21 protein-coding genes and 1 riboswitch are annotated in these 22,089 nt (G+C 70.0%); of the genes, 6 read left to right on the top strand and 15 right to left on the bottom strand.

The window, feature by feature from the left end; genetic code table 11:
- Positions 1 to 2: 2 nt before the first annotated feature.
- Positions 3 to 1,502 carry an L-lactate permease gene (locus tag AC1DVI_RS15555; RefSeq protein WP_476958717.1) on the bottom strand — a complete coding sequence of 500 codons (1,500 nt, stop codon included), beginning with the start codon at positions 1,500 to 1,502 and terminating at the stop codon, positions 3 to 5.
- A gap of 104 nt (positions 1,503 to 1,606) precedes the next feature.
- Positions 1,607 to 2,197, bottom strand: a complete 591-nt coding sequence (locus tag AC1DVI_RS15550) for an NADPH-dependent FMN reductase (protein ID WP_476958716.1) — start codon at positions 2,195 to 2,197, stop codon at positions 1,607 to 1,609.
- Between the two features lie 361 nt (positions 2,198 to 2,558).
- On the opposite strand from AC1DVI_RS15550, the gene AC1DVI_RS15545 reads away from it, so the two are divergent.
- Positions 2,559 to 4,565: a methyl-accepting chemotaxis protein gene (locus AC1DVI_RS15545; protein WP_476958715.1), complete on the top strand. Its 2,007-nt coding sequence runs from the start codon at positions 2,559 to 2,561 to the stop codon at positions 4,563 to 4,565.
- 93 nt (positions 4,566 to 4,658) lie between these two features.
- Here the strand turns inward: AC1DVI_RS15545 and AC1DVI_RS15540 are convergent, their stop codons facing one another.
- The 9 genes from AC1DVI_RS15540 to AC1DVI_RS15500 form a co-directional block, all read right to left on the bottom strand.
- On the bottom strand, positions 4,659 to 5,162 hold the full coding sequence (locus tag AC1DVI_RS15540; RefSeq protein ID WP_476958714.1) for an L-2-amino-thiazoline-4-carboxylic acid hydrolase: 504 nt from the start codon (positions 5,160 to 5,162) through the stop codon (positions 4,659 to 4,661).
- Positions 5,163 to 5,187: 25 nt separating this feature from the next.
- Complete coding sequence (locus AC1DVI_RS15535) at positions 5,188 to 5,913, bottom strand: ABC transporter ATP-binding protein (RefSeq protein WP_476958713.1); 726 nt, start codon at positions 5,911 to 5,913, stop codon at positions 5,188 to 5,190.
- Complete coding sequence (locus AC1DVI_RS15530; protein WP_059399535.1) at positions 5,910 to 6,677, bottom strand: ABC transporter ATP-binding protein; 768 nt, start codon at positions 6,675 to 6,677, stop codon at positions 5,910 to 5,912. The genes AC1DVI_RS15535 and AC1DVI_RS15530 overlap by 4 nt, the downstream gene beginning before the upstream one ends.
- Positions 6,674 to 7,702 (bottom strand): branched-chain amino acid ABC transporter permease, encoded by a 1,029-nt coding sequence (locus tag AC1DVI_RS15525; RefSeq protein WP_199228224.1) that lies wholly within the window; start codon positions 7,700 to 7,702, stop codon positions 6,674 to 6,676. The genes AC1DVI_RS15530 and AC1DVI_RS15525 overlap by 4 nt, the downstream gene beginning before the upstream one ends.
- Entirely contained in the window at positions 7,689 to 8,603 is a 915-nt protein-coding gene (locus AC1DVI_RS15520) for a branched-chain amino acid ABC transporter permease (RefSeq protein ID WP_040136279.1), read from the bottom strand. The genes AC1DVI_RS15525 and AC1DVI_RS15520 overlap by 14 nt, the downstream gene beginning before the upstream one ends.
- Positions 8,604 to 8,656: 53 nt before the next feature.
- Positions 8,657 to 9,769 carry an ABC transporter substrate-binding protein gene (locus AC1DVI_RS15515; protein WP_476958712.1) on the bottom strand — a complete coding sequence of 371 codons (1,113 nt, stop codon included), beginning with the start codon at positions 9,767 to 9,769 and terminating at the stop codon, positions 8,657 to 8,659.
- 83 nt (positions 9,770 to 9,852) lie between these two features.
- Complete coding sequence (locus AC1DVI_RS15510; RefSeq protein ID WP_476958711.1) at positions 9,853 to 10,386, bottom strand: L-2-amino-thiazoline-4-carboxylic acid hydrolase; 534 nt, start codon at positions 10,384 to 10,386, stop codon at positions 9,853 to 9,855.
- Between the two features lie 2 nt (positions 10,387 to 10,388).
- Entirely contained in the window at positions 10,389 to 11,714 is a 1,326-nt protein-coding gene (locus tag AC1DVI_RS15505; RefSeq protein WP_476958710.1) for an NAD(P)/FAD-dependent oxidoreductase, read from the bottom strand.
- A 337-nt stretch (positions 11,715 to 12,051) separates the two neighbouring features.
- Positions 12,052 to 13,224 (bottom strand): M20 aminoacylase family protein, encoded by a 1,173-nt coding sequence (locus AC1DVI_RS15500; RefSeq protein ID WP_476958709.1) that lies wholly within the window; start codon positions 13,222 to 13,224, stop codon positions 12,052 to 12,054.
- Between the two features lie 175 nt (positions 13,225 to 13,399).
- On the opposite strand from AC1DVI_RS15500, the gene AC1DVI_RS15495 reads away from it, so the two are divergent.
- Both AC1DVI_RS15495 and AC1DVI_RS15490 read left to right on the top strand, forming a co-directional pair.
- The gene (locus tag AC1DVI_RS15495; RefSeq protein ID WP_476958708.1) at positions 13,400 to 14,005 is read left to right on the top strand and encodes a TetR/AcrR family transcriptional regulator; all 606 of its coding nucleotides are present in this window, start codon (positions 13,400 to 13,402) and stop codon (positions 14,003 to 14,005) included.
- A gap of 3 nt (positions 14,006 to 14,008) precedes the next feature.
- Entirely contained in the window at positions 14,009 to 17,419 is a 3,411-nt protein-coding gene (locus tag AC1DVI_RS15490) for an acyl-[ACP]--phospholipid O-acyltransferase (protein ID WP_476958707.1), read from the top strand.
- A gap of 12 nt (positions 17,420 to 17,431) precedes the next feature.
- Here AC1DVI_RS15490 and AC1DVI_RS15485 read toward each other — a convergent pair whose 3' ends face one another.
- Entirely contained in the window at positions 17,432 to 18,025 is a 594-nt protein-coding gene (locus AC1DVI_RS15485; RefSeq protein ID WP_476958706.1) for an O-methyltransferase, read from the bottom strand.
- Between the two features lie 129 nt (positions 18,026 to 18,154).
- Positions 18,155 to 18,955, bottom strand: coding sequence for a tellurite resistance TerB family protein (locus tag AC1DVI_RS15480; protein WP_476958705.1), 801 nt, complete (start codon positions 18,953 to 18,955; stop codon positions 18,155 to 18,157).
- Between the two features lie 267 nt (positions 18,956 to 19,222).
- On the opposite strand from AC1DVI_RS15480, the gene AC1DVI_RS15475 reads away from it, so the two are divergent.
- Positions 19,223 to 19,420, top strand: a complete 198-nt coding sequence (locus AC1DVI_RS15475; protein WP_476958704.1) for a hypothetical protein — start codon at positions 19,223 to 19,225, stop codon at positions 19,418 to 19,420.
- Positions 19,421 to 19,457: 37 nt separating this feature from the next.
- Here the strand turns inward: AC1DVI_RS15475 and AC1DVI_RS15470 are convergent, their stop codons facing one another.
- Positions 19,458 to 20,147, bottom strand: coding sequence for an alpha/beta fold hydrolase (locus AC1DVI_RS15470; RefSeq protein WP_476958703.1), 690 nt, complete (start codon positions 20,145 to 20,147; stop codon positions 19,458 to 19,460).
- Between the two features lie 279 nt (positions 20,148 to 20,426).
- Between AC1DVI_RS15470 and AC1DVI_RS15465 the strand changes: the two genes are divergently transcribed.
- Together AC1DVI_RS15465 and AC1DVI_RS15460 are read left to right on the top strand one after the other, a co-directional pair.
- Positions 20,427 to 20,780 carry a hypothetical protein gene (locus AC1DVI_RS15465; protein WP_476958702.1) on the top strand — a complete coding sequence of 118 codons (354 nt, stop codon included), beginning with the start codon at positions 20,427 to 20,429 and terminating at the stop codon, positions 20,778 to 20,780.
- 76 nt (positions 20,781 to 20,856) lie between these two features.
- Entirely contained in the window at positions 20,857 to 21,282 is a 426-nt protein-coding gene (locus AC1DVI_RS15460; RefSeq protein WP_476958701.1) for a hypothetical protein, read from the top strand.
- Between the two features lie 26 nt (positions 21,283 to 21,308).
- Here the strand turns inward: AC1DVI_RS15460 and AC1DVI_RS15455 are convergent, their stop codons facing one another.
- Positions 21,309 to 21,872: a manganese efflux pump MntP gene (locus tag AC1DVI_RS15455; RefSeq protein ID WP_476958700.1), complete on the bottom strand. Its 564-nt coding sequence runs from the start codon at positions 21,870 to 21,872 to the stop codon at positions 21,309 to 21,311.
- 103 nt (positions 21,873 to 21,975) lie between these two features.
- A riboswitch (yybP-ykoY riboswitch) is annotated at positions 21,976 to 22,077 on the bottom strand.
- Between the last annotated feature and the right edge of the window lie 12 nt (positions 22,078 to 22,089).

Genomic DNA, 22,089 nt, shown 5'->3' with positions numbered 1-22,089 from the left:
CCCTACGCCAGCCAGACCCAGGCGGTGACGACGAGGAGCAGGGACGCCGTGGAGGCGACGCCGATCGGCAACGCCAGCCGGTAGATCGCGGATTCGGCCTTGGTCAGCCCGAGGAGGCTGGAGGCCAGAACGATCCGGCCGGGGGTGAGCAGCGTGCAGACGCTGCCCGCCACCACCTGGATCGCGGCGGCGGCGATCAGCGGCAGGCCGCTGCCCGAGGCCAGATTGACCTGGATGTGCATCATCAGGGCGTTCGACGCCGTGTTGGAGCCGGTCAGCATCCCCGTCGCCGCTCCCAGCACCGGCACCGCCAGAACGGCGGCGGAACCCGCCACCGCCTGCCACGCCTGCCCGAAGGCCGTGGCCCCGCCGGAGGCGGCCATGAAGGCGGCCAGCTCCACGAAGACCAGAGTCGCCGCCATCGGCACCAGCGCAGCGCGCAGCGCGGGACCGGCCACCGCCGGGGCGCGCCCGCGCGGCAGGCCCGCCAGGAGGACCAGGGCGATGGCGACCAGCCACGTCGAAGGGTGGCGCAGCAGGGGCATCGGGGCCAGCCCGCCGAAGGGGTCGAGGACCAGCCAGTCGGCCGTCCAGCCCGACAGCGGCGGCACCAGCCGGGTCGCCATCAGCCCGCCGACCAGGACCACGTAGGGCCACAGCAGGGCGAGCAGCCGCGACAGGCCGGCGGCGTCGCGCGGCAGCCGCCGCGCCTCCACCGCCAGCAGAAGCACCGCCGTCGCCAGCCCGCCGCCCAGCTCCGGCGCCACGAAGCGGTTGGTCAGCCAGAGCAGCCCGGCCAGCGCCAGCATCAGGGCGACGTCCCTGGCCCGGTCGCTTAGGCTGGAGGTCAGCCCGGCGCCGTGGATCAACCGCCAGAACACCAGCAGCAGGCTGGGCAGAACCACCACCATGAGGGCCGCGCTGGCCGTGCCCAGCTCGGTGAAGGAAACCCCGATCAGCTCCGCTCCGACCCGCGTGCCGACGCCCAGCGCGCCCCAGGGGGCGAGCATCTGGCTGAACAGGCCCAGCGCCGCGGCGTGGGCCGGCGGCAGGTTCAGCGGGCGCAGCATGGCGAGCGCCACGACCAGCCCGACGCCGAACCCCGTCACCGATTCGGCGAAGGGACCGGCGAGCAGGCAGGCGACGAAGACGGCGCGGCGTCGCTCGGCCGGTGTCTTCGCCTCGGCCTGCGCCTCGGCCTTGACGGCGCGTGCCTCGAAGGCGCGATGGAACAGAAGGCCTGCCGCGATGATCGACATGGCGTGCCACGCCAGCCACGCTCCCTCGCCGGCCTTCAGCGCCACGGCGGGGAGCAGGCCGGGCAGTTGGGCCAGCCAATCCGGAGCGGTGGCGCCGCTCGGCTGCGCCACCATCAGGGCCGCCATGAGCACCCCGGCGGCCAGCGCCATGCCCGCGGTCCCGGCGGTCAGCATGCTGACACGCCGCGACACGAGCAGGGCGACGGTGGCGGCGAGGGGCAGCAGATGGAGGGTCAGGGGCATGATCGACACAGGGAGCCGTGAGTGAAGCGTGCTGATATACTAATATCGGCACGCTTCGGCCAGCCCCATCGGTCTTTGCGCGGCTGCCCTGCCCTGCCTGGGACTCAGGCGCTTTTGACCCCGCGCAGCAGGGCGATTTCCGCCAGAAGGTCGTCGATGGCGGCCAACGCGAAGTCCAGCGCCGCCTGATCGGTCAGTTGGCCGTCCTTGATCTTCTCGTGAACCGTGCCGATGACCACCTGCGGACGGGCGATGACCCGACCCATCATGCCGGACAGCGTCTCGCGCATCTCATGCTGGGCGCGCACGCCGCCGGTGAAGGCGGGGGAGGCGGTCATGATGAGGATCGGCTTGCCCCGCACCGGCGACTTCATGGCCGGGCGTGACGCCCAGTCCAGCGCGTTTTTCAGCACGCCCGACATGCCGTAATTGTATTCCGGGGAGATGATGACCAGCCCGTCGGCCGCGGCGATGGCGTCGCGCAGAGCGATGGCCGGGGCGGGGGTGTTCTCCGCGTCCAGGTCGGGATCGTAGGGCGGGATGTCGTTCAGCGGGAACAGCGTCATCTCCGCCTTGCCGCCCGCCTTGTTGCCCAGCGAGTCGGCGAGTGTGTTCAGCACCGCGGTGCAGTGGGAGTGGCGGCGGATGCTGCCGGAAAGGCCGAGAAGGCGGACGGGCTTCGCGGTGTCGCTCATTGTGGCTGTCCTGTTGCGGTTCGAGAGGGATGGCCGTTCCAACGGCGCGCGTGGCGGATGGTGCCGCCCCCCTGATCGGTCCGCAACCCGGAGGATCGGGTGGACGCCACCGACCTTGAATTGGATCGGACTCCGTAGAATCCACAATAGGGAGGAGGCGTCTCGAAAGCGTCTAAAATATAAGATAAATCGTTGATTTTCTCAACGCCGGCAGTGACCTAGCGGAGGGACCGCTCCCCGAACGCCCTGACTTTAGCCGGATAGGGTGCGACAATATGGTGATGATTTTCTGACATTAATACAGTAGAAATAAAACTTAAGTAGTGTTTTATGCGTGTTCTCCGCGACGGGGTGCTGGCTTATGCGCGACAATGGACCGGTTACGAACCGCGAAATCGAAATGGCCGACGACATGCTGCTGGTGTCGCGGACCGACACCCGCGGCAAGATTACATTCGTCAATAAAGCATTTGTTGATATTAGCGGATTCGCAGAAACGGAATTACTCGGCGCGCCTCACAATCTTGTGCGCCATCCGGACATGCCGCCGGCCGCATTCGCCAACCTGTGGGAAACCATCAAGGACGGCAGGCCGTGGGAGGGGCTGGTCAAGAACCGGTCCAAAAGCGGCGACCATTATTGGGTCAAGGCGAACGTCACCCCCATCACCGAGAAGGGCGTGGTGACGGAATACATCTCCATCCGGTCCAAGCCGAGCCGTGAGGCGGTGGCGGAGGCGGAGCGCATCTACGCCGAGATCCGCGCCGGGCGCGGCCAGCAGTACGGATTGCTGGACGGCCAGATCGTCCGCCGCGGCTTCGGCGTCTGGCTGAGCAATCTGGTATCCAGCATCGGCGGGCGCATCCTGGCGACCAACGGCCTGCTGTTGCTGACCGTCATCGCCCTCGGTGGGGTGAGCCTGACGGGCAGCGACAGCGTCGGGATCTTCGCCGGGCTGATGCTGTTCGGCCTGCTGGTGGCCGGCATCGGCACGCTCAGCGTGATGGGCACGGTGCGCCGCCCGCTCGGGCTGGTGGAAACCCACCTCGACGCCATCGCCCGCGGCGACCTGATGACCAACGTTCCCAGCTCCGGCGTGGCGGAATTCGCCCGCATCCGGTCGCAGATCCGCGCCGTGAAGGCGAAGCTGAACTATTCGACCCAGGAGCGCGCGGAGCGCCAGCGCCAGGCGGAGGAGGAGCGTATCACCGCCCTCCAGTCCATGGCCGAGACGGTGGAGCGCGAGGCCAGCCACGCGGTGGAGCAGGTGGCCCTGCGCACCGGCGGCATGGCCCAGGACGCCGACGCCATGGCGACCTCGGCCGAGCGGGTCAGCATCAACGCGCAGAACGTCGCCGCGGCGGCGGAGGAAGCGCTGGCCAACGCCCAGACCGTGGCGGCGGCGACGGAGGAGTTGGCGGCCTCGATCCGCGAGATCTCGGCGCAGATCGCCCATTCCAGCGCGGTCACCCGCCGCGCCGTGGAGAACGGCCAGCGCACCCAGGGCACCATCCAGTCGCTGTCCGAGGCGGTCGGCCGCATCGACGAGGTGGTCAAGCTGATCACCGACATCGCCAGCCAGACCAACCTGCTGGCGCTGAACGCGACCATCGAGGCCGCCCGCGCGGGCGAAGCCGGCAAGGGCTTCGCGGTGGTGGCGCAGGAGGTGAAGAACCTCGCCAACCAGACCGCCCGCTCGACCGAGGAGATCACCCGCCTGATCGCAGAAATCCAGGGGGTGACCAGCACCGCCGTGGGTGCGGTGGCGGAGATCGGCGACACCATCGGCGAGATCGACCAGATCTCCAGCGCCATCGCCGCGGCGATGGAGGAGCAGGCCGCCGCCACCCAGGAAATCAGCCGCAACGTGGTGGAGACCTCCAACGCCGCGCAGGAGGTGTCGGTGCGCATCGCCGCCGTGTCCAGCGACGCCGACCAGACCGGTTCGCAGGCCTCGGGCGTGCGGGCCGGCTCGGACGAGGTGGCGAGCAGCATCGACGAGCTGCGCCGCGTGCTCGTGCGGGTGGTCCGCACCTCCACGACCGACGCCGACCGCCGCCGCAGCCCGCGCTACCGTGTGAACGAGACGTGCAGCGTCGTGGTGCATGGGCGCGACCAGTCCGGCACCCTGACCGACCTGTCGAACGGCGGCGCCATGCTGAGCGGGGTCAGCGGTCTCGGTGTGGGAGACCGCGGCAACCTGCGGCTCGACCGCTTCGGCCTGTCGATCGCTTTCGAGGTGAGGGCTATCGACAAGACGGCGATCCATGTCCGCTTTGCCGAGGCCGACGTCGCACAGGGGCGGTTCCGCGATGCGTTCGGCCAGTTGACGCGCGGGCTTCAGCCGGTGGCGACGGCGGCGGCCTGACGAACAGTGGCCTGACCAACGGCAGACTTGCCTGAAAAAAAGACGGCCCGGCGTTCCGCACGCCGGGCCGTTGTCTTTCTGGGTTCTCTCTGTTCAGCCTTGCGGCTTGTCCACGCGGTAGCGGAAGTCGCAATGGCTGGCGCCCTGCATGATGGTCTGCGTCCGCTCCATCTTGATCGACGGGTTGTAGCCCGTGCAGAAGGCGGCGTCGCGGTTGCAGGACAGCAGATGGCCGATGTGGCCCAGCCCCATCTCCCGGTACATCTCGGCGTAGCGGCAGCGGGTGACGTTGTAGTCGAACCGGGTCTCGTCCTGGTGCAGCACCTCCAGCCGCAGCGCGTCGTCCTTGGTCCACAGGGGCTGAAGGTCGGCGAAGCTCGTCAGGCTGGTGCCGTTCGGCTCGGTCGCTGCGAAGGCCGCGGCGGACTCCACCGCAGCGCGGGTGATGGCGGCGCCCAGGATGTCCTGCGCCACCGCCTCGCCCAGGCGCGCGGCCATTTCCTCATAGACCGGCTTCAGGATCGCCGCCTCGATCCCGCGGCGCTCCAGCATGCCCATCGCGGGCTTGGCCGGGGACGTGTCGGTCGGTTCGGTCATCGGTGTCTCCCGTATCAGAAAGCCGTCAATGCGCGTGCCCGCCGAGATAGGCTTCGGCGATGCGGGGATCGTCGCGCAGCTGGGCGGCCGGTCCGGCCAGCACGATGCGCCCGTCCTCCATCACCGCCGCGTGGTCGGCGACCCGCAGCGCGGCGCGGGCGTTCTGCTCGACCAGCAGGATCGACACGCCCTCCGCCCGGATGCGCTGCACCAGATCGAAGATCTGCGCGACCACCATCGGGGCCAGCCCCAGCGACGGCTCGTCGAGCAGAAGCAGGGCGGGGCGGCGCATCAGGGCGCGGGCGATGCACAGCATCTGCTGCTCGCCCCCCGACAGAGACCCGGCGTTCTGGCGCAGGCGCTCCCGCAGGACCGGGAACATGTCGAGCATCCGGTCGAGTTCGCCCAGTCCGACGTCGCCGCCGCCGAGCACCAGATTCTCCCGCACGCTCATGTTGGAGAAGATCTGGCGGCCCTCCGGCGCCTGGGACAGGCCGAGCTTGACGATGCGGTGGGCCGGGAGGTTGGCGATGGCCTCGCCGCGGAAGGCGATGCCGCCCCGGCTCGCCCGGTAGACGCCCGAGATCGCCCGCATCAGCGTCGTCTTGCCGACGCCGTTGGAGCCCAGCACGGCGACGATGGCGCCCTGCGCCACGGTCAGGTCGATGCCGTGCAGGATCTCCTGCGGCCCCATGGTGACGTGCAGGTTCTCGATCGTGAGAATCGGGCCATTGGATTGCGGCTGGCTCATGCGTCCACCCCCAGATAGGCTTCCAGGACCGCTTGGTCGCGGCGGATGGCGTCGGGCGGGCCGTCGGCGATCTTGCGGCCGGAGGCGAGCACCAGGATGCGCTGGCAGATGCTCATGACCAGGGTCATGTCGTGCTCCACCAGCATGATGGTCAGGCCGGTGCCGTGCAGCCGCTTGATGAAGTCGGCCAGCGCGCGGGTCTCGGTGTCGTTCAGGCCGGCGGCCGGCTCGTCGAGGATCAGGAAGCGCGGCTGCATCGCCAGCGCGCGGGCGATCTCCAGATACTTGCGCTGGCCGTAGGGCAGGTTGGCCGCCAGTTCGCCCGCCACATGGGTCAGGCCGACGGCCTCCAGCGCCTCCCAGGTGCGGCGGCTGATCTCGGCGGAGCGGGCGCCGCCCCCGGCGAGGGAGCCGAACAGGGCGCCGAGCGCCCCCTGCGGAAGCGCGCCGACCGCGCCCACCGACACGTTGTCGAAGACCGACATGTTCGGGAAGACGCGCAGGTTCTGGAAGGTGCGGCTGATGCCCAGCCGGGCCACCTGGTTGGTCTTCAGCCCGCTGATGGTCCGGCCGTCGAAGGCGACGGTGCCCGACGACAGCGGCGTGAAGCCGGAGATCAGGTTGAACAAGGTGGTCTTGCCGGCGCCGTTCGGGCCGATCAGCCCGACCAGCTCACCCTCGTCCACATGACCGGTCACGTCGTTCACCGCCAGCACGCCGCCGAAGCGGCGGCTGACGTTGCGGATGTCGAGAAGATGGGTCATCGCCAGCCGATCCCTTCGCCCTTCACGGTGTTGCGCCACGCCGCGCCCAGCTGGCGCCGCGCGAGCTGGAGCGCGGAGACCTCGCCCAGCAGGCCCTTCGGCAGCAGGAGGATCGACAGGAACATCACCAGACCGACCATGATGTTGCGGAAGTCGCCGAAGGCGCGCAGCCCTTCCGGCAGCAGGATCAGCAGAAGCGCGCCGATCACCGCGCCGGGCAGGCTGCCCAAGCCGCCCACCACCACCATCGCCAGGATCAGGATGGATTCGGAGAATTTGAAGTCGCCCGGCGAGATGTAGCCGGTCATGTGCGCCCACAGGCTGCCCGCCACCCCGGCGAAGAAGGCCGACAGGGTGAAGGCCTCCATCTTCAGCCGCGCCGTGCTGACGCCCATGGCGTCGGCGCATTGGTCGTCCTCGCGGATCGAGCGCAGCGCGTTGCCGTAGTAGGAGTGGCTGAGCCGCCCGATCGCCAGCACGCACAGCGCCACCACCGTCGCCACCGTGTAGTAGGTGGCGAGCCGGCCCGACAGGCTGAAGCCGAACAGCTCCAGCCCCTTGGTGACGATGATGCCGTTGGGGCCCTTGGTGAACTCCACCCAGTTCAGCATGACCAGATAGAGCATCTGCCCGATGGCCAGGGTCGCCACGGCAAAGTAGATGCTGACCAGCCGCATGGTCGGCAGCGCCACCAGGAAGGCGATCAGCGCCGCCACCAGACCGGACAGCGGCAGCGTCACCGTGAAGCCCAGCCCGAACTTGGTGGAGAGCAGGGCGGCGGTGTAGGCGCCGACACCGTAGAAGGCGGCGTGCCCGAGATGCAGCAGCCCGGCCACCCCGGTGACCAGATGCATGGAGGCGGACAGCAGGATGAAGATCAGCGCCAGATTGGCGATCTGATAGAAATAGCCGCGGTCGAAGCCGGCCAGCACGGCCGGCAGCCCCACGAAGACCAGCAGGGCGAGCAGGAGCGGAATCAGCGCGCCTTGCCCGCGCCGCGGCGCCGACAGGTCAGACACGTTCACGGCGCGCTCCGAACAATCCGTTGGGGAAGAAGATCAGGGTCAGGATCAGGAAGCCGTAGGCCACCATGTCCGACCAGCCCGACGACACGAAGGTCGTCGCCATGCTCTCCGAGATGCCCAGGATCAGGGCGCAGATCACCGCCCCCGGGATCGAGGACAGACCGCCCATCACCATGGCGACGAAGGCCTTGATGCCGGGCACGAAGCCCATGGCGGGGAAGATCGCCCCGTAATAGAGCCCGGTCAGGATGCCGGCCGCCGCGCCCATCATTGAGCCGACGACGAAGGTCATGATGATGGTGCGGTCGGTGTCGATGCCCACATACTTGGCGCCCAGCGGGTTGTTCGACACCGCCCGGATCGACAGGCCGATGCGGGTGCGGGTCAGCAGATACTGGAGGCCGATCAGCATCGCGGCGGCCACGCCGAAGATGATGAAGTCGCCGGTCACCAGGATCACCGGCCCGATCCGCACCGGCGTGTTGATGAGATACTCGAACGGGACGGAGCGCATCTGCGACCCGAACACGATCTCCAGCGCCTCGCGCACCACGATGGACACGGCGAGCGAGGAGAGCAGGGTGGATTCGCGCATCGCCCGCGACTTCAGCGACGCCTCGTCGGTGAAGCGGCGGAAGGGTTTGAAGGCGATCCGTTCCAGCGAGAATCCGGCCATGGCGCCGATCGCCAGGGCGATGAAGATCACCGCGAAGATCGGCGGGGCCGTCGCGGAAATCAGCACCAGCCCGGCAAAGGCGCCCAGCGTGTAGACCTCGCCATGGGCGAAGTTGACGACGTTCAGCACGCCGAAGATCAGCGTGAAGCCGATCGCCATCAGCGCGTAGGTCATCCCCAGCGACAGCCCGATGGCGAGCTGCTGGAGGTAGTAGGGGTCGATCATGCGGGCCGTTCGCTGGAGATCGTTGTCTTATCGGGTCGGTCTGTACGAAGCGGTCAGTCGGCGACCGGCACGAAGGCGCCGCCCTTGACCTCGACCTTCACCAGCTCCTTCTCGGCCTCGCGGTCGGCGCTGAAGCTGGTCTTGCCGGTGACACCGGCGAAGTCCTTGGTCTCGGCCAGGGCGTCGCGCACCTTCTCGCGGGTCGGGTTCGGGTAGGCCTTCTCGACCGCCGCCAGCATGATGCGCACGGCGTCATAGGCCTGGGCCGGGAACTGGCCCGGAACCGCGCCGTTGGAGGCGGCCTTCCACTCCGTCACGAAATGCTGGATGTGCGGGGCCGGGTCGGTCGGCAGGAAGTTGGAGGTCAGATGGACGCCCTCCGCCGCCTCGCCGGCCAGCTCGATCAGCTTCGGGCTGTAGGCGGCCGAGGTCGAGTAGACCGGCGTCTTGATGCCGAGCTGCTGCACCTGACGCAGGAACTGCGCGCCGTCCTCGTAGAAGAAGCCGGTGTAGATGGCGTCCGGCTTCGCGCGCTCCAGCTTGCTGATCAGCGAGCGGTAGTCCTTCAGGCCGCGGTTGAAGAACTCGGAGAAGACCACCGTGCCGCCGTTGGCCTTCACGCCGTCGCTGAAGCCGGAGACGACGGACTGGCCCCAGTCGGTCTGCTCGGCGATGACGGCGATGTTCTTGTAGCCCTTGGACAGCATCCACTTGGCGTTGTAGGGGCCTTCCTGCGCCTGGGTGGCGATGTTGCGGAACTGGTACTTGGAAATCTTGGTGTAGTCGGGGTGCGAGGCCGTCTGCGAGAGCTGCGGCATCCCGGCGTCCTTGTAGACCTGCGCCGAGGCCATCGACACGCCCGAGGTGAAGTCGCCCAGCACGCCGACGATCGCCTTGTCGTCCACGAACTTGCGGGCGATGTTGGTGCCTTCCTTGGCGTCGGAGCGGCTGTCCTCGAAGACGATCTCCGCCTTGAAGGGCTTGCCGGACGCGTTGAACTCGGTCAGGGCGATCTCGGCGGCCTTGCGGAAGTCCTGGCCATACTGGGCGGTCTCGCCGGTCAGCGGCAGCTGGTAGCCGATCTTCACGGTGTCGGCGGCCAGGGCGGTGCCGGCGAGAGCGCCGGTCATCAGGGCGGCGAGGGAGGCGGTCTTCAGGGCGGTCATCGCGTGTGAACCTTTCTTGCGAAGGCCGGCTTCGAGGCCGGTGTTGGGCAGCGTCGTACGGTTGGGCGGAATCAGACGGAGGATCAGGCGGCCTTCGGACCGGGCAGGACCTTCAGGCGGCAACAGCCCTCGTCGCCGGGCTTCCAGGTCTCGCCACGGAAGACGAAGCCGGCCGCCTCGAACAGGCCGCCGTCGATGGCTCCGGCCATGTTGCAGAGCAGCTCCAGATCCTCGTCGGACTTGCCCTGGGCCTGCCACGCCTCCTTCAGGGGACAGCGGTGGAAATGGATTTCCAGCGCGTCGCCGTCGCAGCGCTTGATCTCCGGTGCGAACATGGAATCGCGGTTCGGGATGCCGTCGAGGAAGGCGTGGCACAGGCCGGCGAGGTCGTCGGGGCCGTGCGCCGCGTACTTCACACCCATCGCCTCGCCCAGGCGGCGGGTCGCCTCGCGCCCGATGTCCAGCGCCGTGTCGGTGCCGTAGCGCTCGCGCAGCACGTCGAACATGTGGGCGTAGGACGCGGCCCGCATGGCGTAGGCGTTGCGCAGCTGCGTGGCGTGGTCCGGGGCGGCGCCAGCGGCGGGTGCAAAGGCAGGCGCCTTGGTGTCTTCAGTCATCGTCAGATTTCCCGGATGTCGTTCCAGCGGTATTGCAGGAGTTTGAACGGCCCGATGCGTTGCAGCAGCTCGTTGAAGGGCAGCGGGCGCGGCTCGGTCAGCGGCAGAGCCAGATCCGCCGGATCGCGGCCCAGCGCGGCGTGGGCCAGCTCCCGCCCCAGCGAGACGGACAGGGCGACGCCGCGCCCGTTGCAGCCCGCCCAGGTGAAGGCGTTGGGGCCGAGCCGGTGGACCCGCGGGGTGTAGTCGGTGGTCATGGCGATCCGCCCGTTCCACACATGGTCGAAGCGCAGCCCGCGCAGGGTGGGGAACAGGGAGGCGAGCCGGAGCCCGACGATGCGGCGCAGCCGGTCGGCCCCGTCGATGGGGACGAGCAGAGCGCCGCCGCTGACCAGCCGGTGGTCGGCGGTGTAGCGCATGAAGCGCAGGTCGCCGTGGGTGTCCGACATGGCCTGACGGCCGGGCAGGATGCTGCGCCGCTGCGCCTCGTCCAGCGGCTGGGTGGCCATCTGCCAGGACAGGACGGGGACGACCTCCGTGCGGATCTCCGGAAAGACCGCGGCGGCGTAGCCGTTGGTGCCCAGAACCAGGGCATGGGCGGTCACCGTGCCGGCCGGCGTGCGGGCCACCCAACGGTCGCCGCGCCGCTCCACCGACAGGACGGGGGAGTTGATGAAGACCGACGCACCGGCCTCCACCGCCTTGCCGGCCAGCCCGCGGGCCAGGGCCAGCGGGTTGATGTGGCCGCCGCTGCGGTTCATCCAGCCGCCGTAATAGGCGTCGGTGCCCAGCAGCTCCGAAATGCCGGCGCGGTCGAGCAGCTCCACCGGAGCGCCCCGGCTGCCCCACTGCCTCGCCCGCCGTTCGGCGATGGCGATGCGGCCCGGCGAATGGACCGGCTGCACCCAGCCGGTCTGCTCGGCCGCGCAATCGATGCCCAGGCGGCGGATCAGCGCGAACAGGGTGTCGGCGCTGTCGCGGATCAGCGCGACGAAGCGTTCGCCCCGTTCCGGCCCGAACTTGGCGACGAGGTCCTCGGGGTCGGGACGGGTCAGGGTCGGGATGACCTGCCCGTTGTTGCGCCCGGACGCGCCGCGCCCGATCTCCGACGCCTCCAGGACGACGGCGCGCTTGCCCGATTCGGCGGCGTGCAGGGCCGCCGACAGGCCGGTGAAGCCGCCGCCGATCACCAGCAGGTCGGTCTCCACCGAGTCCTTGAGCACCGGAAGGGCCGGCGGCGGCGGGGCCGTGGCCTCCCACAGGGAGTCGGGCCGCTGCCAGATGCCGCCGGTTCCAGGAACACCGGTCTTGTTCTCTATCGCCTTCACCGTGCCTTGTCCCACGTCTGTCGGGTGAAATCGGCCCGATCATGGGACAAATTGCATACCCGGGCAATTACCATAGCGAGGACGCGGTAATTTTCCTGTTTCATACACAAACCATAGGGAGATAGGAATGGTTTGTACAAGGCTTCTGGAATGAACGTGGTCGCCTGTAATCCCTCTCCCGCCCCGGGAGAGGGTGCCCGCGTAGCGGGCGGGTGAGGGTCACGCGAGTATCAGGGCGCTGAGTCTTGCTGGCACCCTCACCCTCCCGCCGCGCCGCGGCGGGGCCGCGCCCCTCCCTCTCCCGGGGCGGGAGAGGGGATGGCGGGTGCAATAACCTTCACGCCGCGCGCGGCAGCACCGTTTCGGCCAGCCGCACCCAATAGCTGAGGCCGATCGGCAGGACCGCGTCGTTGAAGTCGTAATGTGGGCTGTGCAGGTTCCGCCCGCCGTCCGACGGCCCGGCGCCGACCCAGACGTAGCAGCCGGGCCGCTGCTGCAGCATGAAGGCGAAATCCTCGGCGCCCATGCTGGGCATCGGGTCCAGGTCCAGCCCCGATTCGCCGACGACTCCGGCGGCGGCGCGGCGGGCCAGCTCGGTCGCCCCGGCCTCGTTCACCGTGGAGGGGTAGCGGCGCTCGTAGCGCATCTCCGCCTCGACCCCGAAGCCGCCGGCGATGGCCTTGGCCAGTTCGCCCATGCGCCGCTCCACCATGTCCTGCACCTCCTTGCGGAAGGTGCGGGTGGTTCCACGCAGGACGGCGGTGGCCGGCAGGACATTCCACGTGTCTCCCGCGTGGAACTGCGTGACGCTGACCACGGCGGAATCGACCGGGTGCGCGCTGCGGCTGGCGATGGTCTGCCAGGCGTTGACGATCTGGGTGCCGGCCAGGATCGTGTCGGTGCCCAGATGCGGCATGGCGGCGTGGGTGCCCTTGCCGGTCAGGGTCAGTTCGAAGATGTCGTAGGCGGCCATGATCGGGCCGGGACGCAGCGCGATCTTCCCGACCTCCAGCCCCGGCCAGTTGTGCATGCCGTAGACCTGTTCGACGGGGAACTTCTCGAACAGCCCGTCCTCGACCATCACGCGCCCGCCGCCTTCGTTCTCCTCCGCGGGCTGGAAGACGAAGGCGATGGTGCCCTGGAAGTTCGGGTGCGCCGACAGGTGGCGCGCCGCGCCCAGCAGCATCGCCGTGTGGCCGTCGTGGCCGCAGGCGTGCATGCGCCCGGGATTGCGCGAGGCGTGGGGCAGGTTGGTCTGCTCGTGGATGTGCAGGGCGTCCATGTCGGCGCGGAAGGCGACCGCCGGCCCCTCGCCGTTGCGCAGCAGGCCGACCACGCCGGTCTTGGCGAGGCCGCGGTGAACCTCGAGCCCGAAGGAGGCCAGCTTCTCCGCTACGAAATCGCTCGTCCGCTCCTCCTCGAAGGCCGTTTCCGGGTGGGCGTGCAGGTCGCGCCGCCACGCGGTCATGTCGGCCGTCAGCGCCTCCGTCCCGTCGATCGTCCTCACCATGTCCCTGATTCCCTGTGTTTCATGAGTGTGTGCGAATGATCTTGCCCAAAAAAGCACCCGCCGTGCAAAGCGCACGGCGATGCGGTGCCGTCACATCACCCTTGCAGCGCGGCCCGGTTCCGTGCAGGATGTGAGTGAACGTTCACTCATGGTGAACGCCACGAACGGGAAGGCCATGTCCAAAGACGCCCGCAAAGACGCCCGCAAAGACGCCCGCATCGACGCACGCAACAAGGTCCGGGACGCCGCCATCGCGCTGTTCGCCCAGAAGGGGGTGAAGGCGACCACCATCAAGGACATCGCCCGCGCCGCCGGGGTGTCGGAGGGAGCGCTGTACCGCCATTGGGCGAGCAAGGAGGAGCTTGCCGCCGCCCTGTTCGCCGCCGAATACACCGCCCTGTCGCACAGCCTGCGCGAGGCGGCGGGCACCGGTCCGGCGCCGCAGCGGCTGCGCCGCGTCATCGCCTGGGCCTTCGGGCTGGTCGAGGCGGCGCCGGACCGCGCGCGTTTCCTTCTGCTGTCGCAGCACGACGCGCTTCCGCTGGTTCCAGACGGGCTGGAGACGCCGGTGGACGTGGTCTGCGCCATCGTCGTCGGCGGCGTCGCGGAGGGGAGCATCGTCGACGCCGATCGCGAGGCGCTGGCCCACACCGTGATCGGCGCCATCGTCCTCAACATCCAGTCGCACGTTTACGGACGGCAGACGGCCCCGCTCGGCACGCTGGCCGACACGGTCGCCGACGCGCTGCTGCGCGGCCTGTCCACCGGAAAGGAAACCTGAGCCATGGGCGAACTCGGCCTTCTCGCCACGCGGCGCTTCCTGCCGCTGTTCGTGACGCAGTTCCTCGGCGCCTTCGGCGACAATGTGCTGCGCGGTGCCATCGCGGTGCTGGCGGTCTACGGCATGGCGGGGACGGCGGGCGACGGCGCGCTGATCTCGACGCTCGCCGCCGCGGCCTTCACCGTGCCCTTCCTGCTGTTCTCGGCGACCGCCGGCCAGCTGGCCGACCGCTTCGACCGCACGCTGATCGCCCGCGCCGTGAAGGTGGCGGAGATCGGTCTGATGGCGATCGCCGCCTGGGGCATCCTGCGCGCGGACCTCGGCGTGCTGATCGTCGCGCTGGTCGGCATGGGCGCCCATTCCACCGTCTTCGGGCCGGTCAAGTACGGCCTGCTCCCCGACCTTCTGAAACCGGAGGAGCTGACCGCCGGCAACGGTCTGGTCGAGGCCGGGACCTTCGTGGCGATCCTGCTCGGCACCATCGCCGGCGGCTCGCTCGCCCTGGCCCACCCGCTGGCGCTTCCTGGGCTGCTCGGGGCGACGGCGCTGGGCGGGCTGGCGGCGTCGCTGCTGATTCCGCGGGCGGGCAACGCCGACCGGACGGTGCGCGTCGGGCTGAACCCGGTGTCGGTGACCCTGCGCGTTCTGCGCGCCACCGCGCGGGACCGCGTGTCGATGCTGGCGATCTACGGCATCTCCGTCTTCTGGGGCGTCGGCGCGGTCGTCATGGCGCAGTTCCCGGCCATCGCGCGGGAGACGCTGGGCACCGACAGCGAGGGGGCGACCCTGCTGCTGGCGGTCTTCGCCGTGGGCGTGGCGGTCGGTTCCGTCTACGCCGGGCTGGGTCACCGGGTGCCCTCGCGCGCCGACGCGCGCCGCGCCGCTCTGGCCGGCCTCGTCGCGGCGCTGGCCGGGGCGGCGCTGCCCTTCCTGACGCCCGACGCACCGTCGGCGGAGCCGCTGTCGGCGCTGGCGCTGCTGGCCCAGCCCTGGGCGATGCCGTTGCTGGCCGACCTGTTCCTGATCGCCGCGGCGGGCGGCGCCTTCGCCGTGCCGCTCTACGCGCTGATCCAGCACCGCGCGGCGGCCTCGGCCCGCGCCCGGGTGATCGCGGCGGCCAACGTGGTCAACGCGCTGTTCATGGTGGTCGGCTCCGGCATCGCGGCGGCCATGCTGGCGCTGGGCGTGACGCCGCTGACCGTCGCCGCCTGGGGCGGAGCGAGCATGCTGGCCGCCGTCGTCCTGGCGCTCGCCATCGACGCGGTGGGCCTGGGACGGGCGCTGGCCCGCGCCGTCTTCCGGCTGGCCTTCCGCGTCGAGCTGCGCGGCGCCGAGCATCTGGAGCGGCTGGAGGGGGCGGCCGTCGTCACGCCGAACCACCAGTCCTTCCTGGACGGCGCCCTGCTCGCCGCCTTCCTGCCGGGGATGCGCTTCGCGGTGGACAGCGTCATCGCGCAGCGGGCCTGGGCCAAGCCCTTCCTGGCGCTGGCCGACCATGTGACCATCGACCCGACCAAGCCGATGGGCACGCGCCTGCTCGCCCGCACCCTGGCCGAGGGGCACAGGATCTGCATCTTCCCGGAGGGTCGGATCACCGTCACCGGCTCGCTGATGAAGATCAACGGCGGCCCCGGCATGCTGGCTGACAAGGCGGGCTGCCCCATCGTTCCGGTCTGCATCGAGGGGGCGCAGCGCTCCTTCCTGTCGCGGATGCACGGGCGGCTGCGGCTGGGCCTGTTCCCGCGCATCACCATCACGGTCATGCCGCCGGTCGCCACTCCGGACGTGACCGGGCTGGCCGGCAAGAAGCGTCGGGCGGCGCTGAAATCCTGGCTGTCGCGCGTCATGACGGAAACCGTCTTCGCCGCCGGGCAGCGGCCCGACACGCTGGCGCTCGCCCTGCTGGAGGCCGGGCGGAAGACCGGCTGGGGCAGGGCGGCGGTGCAGGACGGCGACTTCACCACGCTGTCCTACCGCGCCCTGACCGCGCGCTCCCTGGTGCTTGGCCGCATCCTGGCGCGCGGCACCGAGCCCGGGGAGGCGGTGGGCGTGCTGCTGCCGACCGCCTCGCCGACCGCGGCGGTGTTCTTCGGGCTGGCGGCCTATGGGCGGCCGGCGGCGATGCTGAACTTCACCGCCGGGGCGGAGGCCGTGAAGGCGGCCTGCCGCGCCGCCGGGCTGCGCCGCATCGTCACCTCGGCCCGCTTCGTCGAGATGGGGCGGCTCGGCCCGCTGGTCGAGGCGCTGGCCGCCGACCACAGCATCGTTTATCTGGAGGACGTGAAACGCGGGCTGGGCATCGGCGACAAGCTGCGCGCGCTGGCCGCCTCGGTGGCGCCGGAGCGTTTCCTGCCGGAGCAAGGGGGGCCGGACGACGTGGCGGCGATCCTCTTCACCTCGGGGTCGGAGGGGCCGCCCAAGGGCGTGGCGCTGACCCACGACAACCTGCTCGCCAACATGGCGCAGGTGGCCTCCGTCGTCGACTTCACGCGGCAGGACGTGGTGTTCAACTGCCTGCCGGTCTTCCACTCCTTCGGGCTGCTCGGCGGGATGCTGCTGCCGATCCTGAACGGGGTGAAGACGGTGCTCTACCCCAACCCGCGCCACGTCCGGCTGATCCCGGAGCTGGTCTACCAGACCAACGCCACGGTGCTGTTCGGCACGGATTTCTTCCTGAACGCCTGGGCGCGGGCGGCGGATCCCTACGACTTCCGCTCGCTGCGGCTGGTCTTCGCCGGGGCCGAGCGCCTGCAGGAGGAGACGCGCCGCACCTACACGGAACGGCTGCGCGTGCATCTGCTGGAGGGCTACGGCACCACCGAGACGTCCCCGGTGATCGCCGTCAACACGCCGGCCCGCTTCCGTCCCGGCACGGTCGGGCAGGCCCTGCCGGGCATCGAGACGGAGCTGCTTCCGGTTCCCGGCGTGCCGGTGGGTGGGCGGCTGCGGGTGCGCGGGCCGAATGTGATGAAGGGCTACATGCGCGCCGACACCCCCGGCGTGGTCGAGCCGCCGGAGGACGGCTGGCACGACACCGGCGACATCGTGGACATCGACGCCGACGGCTTCATCCGCATCGTCGGGCGCGTCAAGCGCTTCGCCAAGCTGGCCGGCGAGATGGTCCCGCTGGGGCTGGTCGAGGAGCTGGCGCTCCAGGCCGACCCCGACGCCGCCCACGCCGCCGTCGCCCTGCCGGACGCCCGGCGCGGCGAGCGGATCGTGCTGGTCACCACCAGCGACGGGCTGACCCGCGACGCGCTGGCGGCGGCGGCCAAGGCCAGGGGTGCGCCGGAGATCGCCATCCCCCGCGACGTGCTGCGGGTGGAGACGATCCCGCTGCTCGGCACCGGCAAGACCGACTATCCCGCCGTCGCCCGGCTGGCCGCGGCAATGCTGGCGAGCGAGACGGCCTGAGGACCGGCGTGGTCAGGGGCGGCAAGCGACGTGCAGCCCCTTGCCCACCGGGAAGACGGTGGAGCCGAAGCCGGGCAGGGCGTCCACCGCCGCGATGTAGCCGGCGATCTCCTGCGGATGGGACAGGGCGTTGTCGGCCAGCAGCAGGCAATCCGGCTCCAGCTTCGGCAGCAGAAGGCGAAGCTGCTCCGGGGCGCTCCAACGGTCGGCGTCGAAGAACACGCAGTCGAAGGGACCGTCCAGCCCGGCCACCGTCTCCGTCGCGTCGCCGACCAGAAGGGTGACGCGGCTGGCCAGCCCGGCGCGCTCCAGGTTGGTGGCGGCCTGGGCGCTCTTGCCGGGATCGCGCTCGATGCTGGTCAGCGGCTCCGTAGCGCCGATGGCCTGCAACGCCGCGGCGAGCCACAGGGTGCTGACTCCGTTGGAGGTGCCGATCTCCAGCACCCGGCGGCGGCGCCCGCTGCGCACCAGGATGTGCAGAAGCTCCGCCGTCTCGCGCTCCAGATTCAGCATCTTGCGGGCACGGTCGCCCTCGCGCGCGTCGTTGTCGCGCCCATAGCTCTCAAGATCGCGGAGCACGCGGTCGACGGCGTCATTCAGCAACATGGTGGTGGTCCCGGTGGCGGAGGGTGGGACAAGACCCTGCGCCGAGTGTGGCCGTGCGGTCAAGAGCGTGTGGTCACTGGAAAGGCCCCTCCCGTCACCGTGCGGGAGGGGCCTTTGCGGGTGGAGCGGTCACGCCGCCTGGTTGAGCTGCTCGGCGCGTTGCGGGGCGATCTTCAGGCGGGTGGCGAGGTAGGAGAGATAGGCGCGCTCCGCCTCATGCTCGCGGTCCACCGCCATCAACGAGGCCAGATAGACCTGCTCCGCCATATCCGGATCGGTGACGGAGCGGACCAGCGAGTCGAGGGACTGCGGCTGGGACAGTTCCTGCTCCACGATCCGCCGTTCCTCCGGGCCGCCGCCGGCCTCGTCCAGGGCGGACAGGACGCGCTGACGCTCGGCCGGGGAAATCTCGCCGTCGGCGTTGGCGGCCGCGATCATGGCGCGGATCAGCAGCAGGGCGTGCTGGTCCTCCATGGCGAGTTCCGGGAACGCGCCTTCGCCGGCCCCCGACGGGGCGGCGTCGGGCGGGGGAGCGGTGCGCTGCTGGAAGACCTGGGACAGCCGCTCGCCCAGCGATCCGCCGCCGGAAGCGCCGGCCCCGCCGAGGATGCCGCCCAGGATGCCCCCCGGCGTGTTGCCCGAGCCGGATGGAGGCGCCCCCCACGGGCTGGTCCCCGGCTGCCCGGAGGAGGGCTGTCCGGAGGGCGGCATGTTCTGTTGACGCTCCTGATAGGCGCGGTAAGCGAGGTAGGCCAGCGCGCCCAGCCCGGCCATGGGGCCGACGCCCATGCCGCCGCGGGCGTGCATCGCCGGCCCGGCACCCATTCCCGACCGGTTCAGGATCGACCCCAGATCCTGAGGGCTCCTGCGGCTGTGCCCTCCCATGCCGGTTGCCAGAAGGGTGCCGAGAATGTTCTGAAGATTCGCCATGACGCGCCTCTCTCCTAATCGGTGTCCGTGTCGATGCAGCTTTGCGCCTCATCAACAGACGAAAGGGATTGGCGTCACGGCACAGCTAAGGGTGCCAATGATGGGCCTGACCAGCCGATCCCTCTTCTATGACGGCTTCTATGCCAGAGGTGGGGTGGCTTTCGAACAGGCTGTGCAGAACACTGACTTCCGCTATCGTGGCGCGCATCAGAGCGCAGCAAGCGCCAACGCCCGCCGGTCGGCGGGTGGCATTTGGAGGAGACGCCCATGACCTTCGACCGGCACGCGGAACCGCCTCCGCGGGACCTATCGCCGACGCCATCCGCTCCGCCGCTGCCGGCCCCAACCTGCGGGTCGCTGTGGAACGACTATCTCCACCGCCTGTTGGGCACCGCGCACGGCTGCCTCGCCGCGAACGACGACGAATCCGATCCGGAGCCCGCCTGCTGCTGCGCCGTCGGATGATGCCGTGATACCGTGACCGGGAGCGGTCGGGTGCCTGTCAGCGGGCGCCCGCCGCCTCGATGATCACCGCCGCCACCGCGTCGGGCCGGGAGGCGTGCGGGATGTGGCTGGCCCCGATCTCCACCGTCCGCGCGCCGATGCGCTCGGCGGTCGCCCGCAGGAAGGCCGGGGGAAGCATCCGGTCCTCGCTGGCGACGATGTACCAGGACGGCTTGTGTTCCCATGCCGCGGCGGTCACCCGCGTGCGGAAGCAGCCGGCATGGACCGGCCCCTGGGTCGCGGCCAGCAGCACCGCCTCCGCCGCCGGCACATCCTGCGCGAAGTTCGCCGCCAGACTCTCCGCCGACAAATGCAGATAGCCCGCGCGGTCCATCGACACGCTGGACAGGCCGGGCGAGGGCGGGAAGGGCTTCAGCGTGTCGTTCGGCGACTGGCCGACCCCCGGCGCGAAGGCCGCCACATAGACCAGCGCCTTCACCTTGTCCTGATTCCCGATCTGGGTGATCACCGCCCCGCCCCAGGAATGGCCGACCAGCACCACCGGCCCCTTGGCGCGGTCGATGGCGCGCTGGACGTGGGCGACATCCTCGTCCAGCGAGGTCAGCGGATTCTGCACGGCGATCGCCTCCAGCCCCTGGGTCTGGAGCAGGGGGATCACGCGGCTCCAGGCGGAGCCGTCCGCGAAGGCGCCGTGGACGAGGATGACGGAAGTGGCGACCGGGTCCATGGACCGATTCCCGTGACAGTGACCGACCCTATCCTCTGAGCACGCCCGCGCCCGCCTGTCCAGCGTGGGGCCTCCGCTTTTCCTCCCTGCGGAAAAGCCGCCCGGACTCTGGGGTCAAACGGTGTCTTGCTGCGGAGCGGGATGAAAATTTCGCAAAATCGCCATTGAGGCTAAGATTGTTCTGGGATACGGTATACCAACAGTGAGGCGGGGCGATCGTCCGCCCCTTCCGCCAAGCCAGTCCGTCCGTATCGCCAGCCCGAGCCCTTGAGGTGAGCCATGGTCAAGACCCTTTCCGCCGTCCGTCCCGGAAGCCGCCCGAACGCCGTCCGCGGCGCCGACGATGCCGCTCCCGCCGGCGTCGTGGTCGCCCTGCGCCCCGAACACCGGCAGTCTGATCACCGGCAGCGGGCTACGGTGCTGGCGGCGACCACCGGCGGGCGTGGCCCGCGCATGGACATGCTGACGATCACCCACAGCCGGGGGCCGGCCGAGGATCGCGGGGCGGAACTCATCCATATCGATGGCCCTTACGCGGATGTTCTGGCCTACATCGCCGACTCGCCGGAGTGCGTGGTCTGCTTCGACACGCTGCACGGCGGCATGGCCCGCGCGCAATTGTCCGTGCCCTGACATTGTCCGTGCCCTGACTGGGCGCCGGGTCCTGCTGGAGAGCGAACCGATGAACGCGTGTATGATGATTGATTGTATGATGACGCCCTTTTCCGGGCAGGAACTGGCCTCCGCAATCATCGCGGCGGCGCTGTCGCTCCCATCGGCCAATGGCCGGCTCCATCTGCCCAACGGTGCCGTGCTGTGCGACCCGGCAGCGCTGGAGCGGGAATTCGCGCTGGCCGCGCAGGGGCTGTCCCACTGGCTGGCGCAGAACGAGCCGCACATCGCCGAGGCCGCACGGGCCAGCCGGTTGAAGATCGGGGCCGGCGTCATCCGCGCCGCCGTGGCGACCCTGGAGCACGCCGGGCGGCGTTGCGGCGAATTGAGCGACCGTGGAGAGCGGGCGCTGTCCATCGACTTCAGCGCGGTCTGCGATCGGGTTCAGGAGCGTCCGGGCCTGCTCGCCCAGACGGTGGCCGCCGTCGCCGCCGGCCATACCATCCACGCCGTCGCCGCCTGAGGGCAGCGACGGCCGAGGGTTGGACGTTACAGCAGGGTGTGCTCGACCAGGATCTTCGTGCCGATGGCGAGCAGGCCCAAGCCACCGATCAGTTCGGCGCGGCGGCCCAGCAGCGGGCCGGCGGCCCGGCCCAGCAGGACACCGCCGAAGCCCATCAGGAAGGTGACGACGCCAATCAGGCTGGCGGTCACCGCGATGTTCACGTCCGCCATGGCGAGGCCCACCCCCACCGCGCTGGCGTCGATGCTGGTCGCCACCGCGACGGTCAGCAGGGCGAGCCAGCCCGAGCGGGTGGCCGCCGCCTCGTCATCCCCTTCCCCGGCGAGCGCGTTGCGGATCATCGATCCGCCGATCAGCAGCAGCAGGCCGAAGGCGATCCAATGGTCGATCGCCTGGACGAAGCCGGCAAAGGCCGAACCCACCGCCCAGCCGATGGAGGCCATCGAGAGTTGGCAGAGGCCAAAGGCGAAACCGACCCGCAACGCCTCGGACAGGGCGGGACGCTTCTGAACGGCGCCACGACCCAACGCCGCGGCGAAGCTGTCCATGGAAAGGCTGACGGCGAGGACGAGGGAGGTCACACCGAGCATGGCAACGAACTCCGGCCAAACGGACACGACAGCACGGCTACGCCCGGTTGGCCTTCGGGAGCGTCCGCACCATCGGTCTTGCCGAACCGGCCGGACGCTGTCCGGCTGCCGCGTGCGCCACGGGACGGCCTGAGGCAGGATGGTCCCGAGTCTGTTGGCGCACGCCCCTCTCGCTGGAGGGTGGCTACTCCCCAATGACGGGGCGGACCCTAGCGCC

It is taken from the genome of Azospirillum sp. P4_B5, assembly GCF_056402275.1.
Note: the sequence above shows the minus strand (reverse complement) of the source record. Positions and strands in the feature narration are given on the sequence as shown.

What these genes read in the sequence shown, in the direction of transcription:
- AC1DVI_RS15555 (WP_476958717.1), bottom strand. Translation starts at nt 1,502, where the DNA reads ATGCCCCTGACCCTCCATCTGCTGCCCCTCGCCGCCACCGTCGCCCTG.
- AC1DVI_RS15550 (WP_476958716.1), bottom strand. Translation starts at nt 2,197, where the DNA reads ATGAGCGACACCGCGAAGCCCGTCCGCCTTCTCGGCCTTTCCGGCAGC.
- AC1DVI_RS15545 (WP_476958715.1), top strand. Translation starts at nt 2,559, where the DNA reads ATGCGCGACAATGGACCGGTTACGAACCGCGAAATCGAAATGGCCGAC.
- AC1DVI_RS15540 (WP_476958714.1), bottom strand. Translation starts at nt 5,162, where the DNA reads ATGACCGAACCGACCGACACGTCCCCGGCCAAGCCCGCGATGGGCATG.
- AC1DVI_RS15535 (WP_476958713.1), bottom strand. Translation starts at nt 5,913, where the DNA reads ATGAGCCAGCCGCAATCCAATGGCCCGATTCTCACGATCGAGAACCTG.
- AC1DVI_RS15530 (WP_059399535.1), bottom strand. Translation starts at nt 6,677, where the DNA reads ATGACCCATCTTCTCGACATCCGCAACGTCAGCCGCCGCTTCGGCGGC.
- AC1DVI_RS15520 (WP_040136279.1), bottom strand. Translation starts at nt 8,603, where the DNA reads ATGATCGACCCCTACTACCTCCAGCAGCTCGCCATCGGGCTGTCGCTG.
- AC1DVI_RS15515 (WP_476958712.1), bottom strand. Translation starts at nt 9,769, where the DNA reads ATGACCGCCCTGAAGACCGCCTCCCTCGCCGCCCTGATGACCGGCGCT.
- AC1DVI_RS15510 (WP_476958711.1), bottom strand. Translation starts at nt 10,386, where the DNA reads ATGACTGAAGACACCAAGGCGCCTGCCTTTGCACCCGCCGCTGGCGCC.
- AC1DVI_RS15500 (WP_476958709.1), bottom strand. Translation starts at nt 13,224, where the DNA reads ATGGTGAGGACGATCGACGGGACGGAGGCGCTGACGGCCGACATGACC.
- AC1DVI_RS15495 (WP_476958708.1), top strand. Translation starts at nt 13,400, where the DNA reads ATGTCCAAAGACGCCCGCAAAGACGCCCGCAAAGACGCCCGCATCGAC.
- AC1DVI_RS15490 (WP_476958707.1), top strand. Translation starts at nt 14,009, where the DNA reads ATGGGCGAACTCGGCCTTCTCGCCACGCGGCGCTTCCTGCCGCTGTTC.
- AC1DVI_RS15485 (WP_476958706.1), bottom strand. Translation starts at nt 18,025, where the DNA reads ATGTTGCTGAATGACGCCGTCGACCGCGTGCTCCGCGATCTTGAGAGC.
- AC1DVI_RS15480 (WP_476958705.1), bottom strand. Translation starts at nt 18,955, where the DNA reads ATGGCGAATCTTCAGAACATTCTCGGCACCCTTCTGGCAACCGGCATG.
- AC1DVI_RS15475 (WP_476958704.1), top strand. Translation starts at nt 19,223, where the DNA reads ATGACCTTCGACCGGCACGCGGAACCGCCTCCGCGGGACCTATCGCCG.
- AC1DVI_RS15470 (WP_476958703.1), bottom strand. Translation starts at nt 20,147, where the DNA reads ATGGACCCGGTCGCCACTTCCGTCATCCTCGTCCACGGCGCCTTCGCG.
- AC1DVI_RS15465 (WP_476958702.1), top strand. Translation starts at nt 20,427, where the DNA reads ATGGTCAAGACCCTTTCCGCCGTCCGTCCCGGAAGCCGCCCGAACGCC.
- AC1DVI_RS15460 (WP_476958701.1), top strand. Translation starts at nt 20,857, where the DNA reads ATGATGACGCCCTTTTCCGGGCAGGAACTGGCCTCCGCAATCATCGCG.
- AC1DVI_RS15455 (WP_476958700.1), bottom strand. Translation starts at nt 21,872, where the DNA reads ATGCTCGGTGTGACCTCCCTCGTCCTCGCCGTCAGCCTTTCCATGGAC.